General features: G+C 40.3%; 3 protein-coding genes. 2 read left to right on the forward strand and 1 reads right to left on the reverse strand.

The window, feature by feature from the left end:
* The first annotated feature begins 208 nt into the window (after positions 1 to 208).
* Both HMPREF0673_RS05845 and HMPREF0673_RS05850 read left to right on the forward strand, forming a co-directional pair.
* The gene (locus tag HMPREF0673_RS05845) at positions 209 to 826 is read left to right on the forward strand and encodes a hypothetical protein (RefSeq protein WP_007899374.1); all 618 of its coding nucleotides are present in this window, start codon (positions 209 to 211) and stop codon (positions 824 to 826) included.
* A 233-nt stretch (positions 827 to 1059) separates the two neighbouring features.
* Positions 1060 to 1692 carry a hypothetical protein gene (locus HMPREF0673_RS05850; RefSeq protein ID WP_007899376.1) on the forward strand — a complete coding sequence of 211 codons (633 nt, stop codon included), beginning with the start codon at positions 1060 to 1062 and terminating at the stop codon, positions 1690 to 1692.
* A 586-nt stretch (positions 1693 to 2278) separates the two neighbouring features.
* Here HMPREF0673_RS05850 and HMPREF0673_RS05855 read toward each other — a convergent pair.
* The gene (locus HMPREF0673_RS05855; protein ID WP_157591644.1) at positions 2279 to 3073 is read right to left on the reverse strand and encodes a hypothetical protein; all 795 of its coding nucleotides are present in this window, start codon (positions 3071 to 3073) and stop codon (positions 2279 to 2281) included.
* Between the last annotated feature and the right edge of the window lie 56 nt (positions 3074 to 3129).

A 3129-nucleotide genomic window follows, 5' to 3' on the forward strand; every position in this document is an offset into this window, starting at 1 on the left:
TAAGGAGCGAAGAGTATTACGTAAAAATGATGGTAGCCTGGTTCTTCGCCACCGCCCTTGCCAAGCAATGGGACCAGGCGATTCCCTACATTGAGCAATGCAGCCTTGCTCCCTGGACGCACAACAAGACCATACAGAAGGCCATCGAGAGCTACAGAATCACGCCCGAGTAGAAGGAATATCTGCGGACATTGAAGATAAAATAATTATGACACAAGATACTTCTACATATTACGTTTGGATAGGTGGCTCATGTGATTATGGCCATAAAGAGCGAGCTGGTGGTGCAGCCGTTGTGATTGAGCATAACGGCAACATCATCAGCCGTGATGTAATCAGCGACTTGCACACCACAGAGTTCCGAATGATGCTAACCCTCATGTTGAAGGTAATGCAGGAAATACCGGAAGGTTCCGACATTCTCTTCCTGACCAACGCTGCCTATATTCAGAACTTTGACAAGACTCCAACGGCTAAATCAGCCAACCGAACGAGCAGCGAGAGCAAAGATGCAAGCTCGCTTGCAATCTCTGCCGAGTCGCGAGGGAGGAAGGCGAGAGCCAATCCAGACTTGATTATTCAATGCATCGAGGAAAAGAAAAGGCACAACTCAGTCGGGGTCAAGATTGTGCAATACCACAAAAGCCCATTGCTGATAGAAACCCACGATAGGGCTACGGAAGCAATGGCTAAGACAAGGAAGGAGTTTCATCAGAAAAACAATAGACTATCGGTCTCGTCTGAAATCGTTGCGTCCGTCTCCATGCCACCATGCGCCCAGGAAGGCGAGGATGGCACGGAAAATTCATCCCACTTGTCAAGATAGAATGAAGCAAACTGGTTCAACTCCTGCTCATTGAAGAATTCCTTGTCTGTGCCGCTCACTGTCTGGGTAAGTCGGCTGAGAATTGATTTCATTGTTGCTGAAATGCACGAATAATTATACGAAATGGAGAGGGGAAACTCATCCATATATTAGGATAAAAATCGCAAAACATACCGATAAGTCGTGGAAATCTATTAAATATTGATACATTTCCACGACTTATCGGCATATTTTTGTATATTTGCAGAAGATACACGGATAATGCAGATTTCTCGAAAGCGCTGCAGGAGCTGGAGCAATGCGGTTTCATCCGCAAGTTCACCGCCATAGGCAAGAAGACAAAGGATGCGACCTTCCAGCTCATAGACAACTACACCCTATTCTACTTCGATTTCATATCGGAGAACACCAATGGCGATGAGCATTTCTGGTCTTCATCCGCAGGTTCATCCATCCATTACGGTTGGGCAGGAAGAGCATTCGAGCGTGTCTGCATGCAGCACGTCAACCAGATCAAGGCAGCCCTCGGCTTCTCAGCCGTTGTGAGCAGCGTTCATTCCTGGTCATATAAGGGACCGAAAGACCCAGTTACTGGCAAGACGCTGACGAAGGGAGCACAGATAGATATGCTCATCGACAGAAATGACGATACAATTAATCTCTGTGAGATGAAATATACCAGCGCCCCTTACGTTATTACAGAAGAAGAGGACAACCGCATCCGCAACCGAAGGGAGACCTTCATCAGGGAAACAGGCACCAAGAAAACGGTACTCATCGCGATGATCACCTCCTATAGACTTGCGCCGGGCGGCTATTCTGATGACATCCAATGCCAGCTGACGATGGCAGATTTATTCAGATAAAAGCCGACCTCTCAAAAATGATAAAAAACCACGTTTTAGCACGAAAATGCAGATTTTGAGTGTTTACAAAGGTTAAATATGTTAAATCTTCAATCCCTAAAAATGGGTGTTTGTGAAGATATATGATATACAAAATGAATGAAATCAAGTGAAACCAAGTGAAAATACGGAAATCGTAAGTAGCTGATAATCAACATCCTTTTCATTCAGAAGGAAAGCGGCTCACAAATAGCACGTCAGCACTTAACCGATTGAGAATCAATGACATTCATTATTTGCGCGGGAAAATAAGTCGTGATAAACAACGATTAATATCGACAACAAATGATAGTTAAGGTGCTCAAAACGAGCACCTTTCTTTTTAGCAGTAATCAATGATAAGATTTTCTAACACATTTTGTACCGCTCTGTTCTGTAGTAATAGATTGTAATACCATATTCGGCAGATAAGTGCAAAAGTGTACTAATACCTAACTTCTACCTTGCATTACATAAGTACCTCTATTTATCTTGTAAGTAATTTTCAAATCCATTTAAATGAAATTTTGCTATAAACAAATTAGGATCTTGGGGCTAAATGCATAGATTACAAATCCTCAATTACACGGGCTATGTCTCTTAAAGAATAATGTACATTACTCTTTGCTGCAACAAAGCCCTTGAATGCTATATATACAATAAACGAATTTTTAACAGCATCATTTATATCCATAGTAAAGATATGAGTACGCCATTGAAAAAACAGCATGGTATCTGAAATTAAAAACACAACATAAATCAATAAGACCATCATATTTACCAAACTTTTGTCTATCAGTATTTTTCGTAAGTACATTATTCTTCTATCCCTATAAGTTGCTGGGTATATTTCGTTTTCTGGCTCTCCTAAACCATAGATACAAATAAGAATAAACCTTGTAAAAATTTTATTTGCATAAACGATAGTGAAAGACCCTATAATCAAAGAGCAAAAAATCATATTTGCATACGATATAGGTAATTGAGTAAAACATGTTAGCCCAATCAATACAGCAAAAGGAATACCACAAGATACAAATAACGAGACAACATAAGGTAATACCAACATTAAGGGCATCTTGAAATAAAAATCAAAACACCACAACAATCTATCGCTAATCAGACCCTTTTTTAGGAATAAGACACCGATTCCCATAAATCCCCATATAAATGTCATTAAAAGCATTAAGCCATAAATGCCTTTCATATAACCAACAAAGACCACCATTATAAGATAGGTTAGTCCTAAAGCTATATGTGTCAACAATTTGAGTACAGAGACATCTACCTTTGTACCTATTTTTACAGCATTCAATGTTGGTTTACGGAGGGTTTTGTTACGTTTCAATGTATCTAAATCCAACAATAGATGTATTTTATTAGGAAGAAACCCGTTGGCGGAATTAATTTAGCGCATAC

Source organism: Leyella stercorea DSM 18206, assembly GCF_000235885.1.
GTDB classification, from domain to species: domain Bacteria; phylum Bacteroidota; class Bacteroidia; order Bacteroidales; family Bacteroidaceae; genus Prevotella; species Prevotella stercorea.

Coding starts and splice junctions, on each gene's coding strand:
- HMPREF0673_RS05845 (WP_007899374.1), top strand. CDS start 209: ATGACACAAGATACTTCTACATATTACGTTTGGATAGGTGGCTCATGT.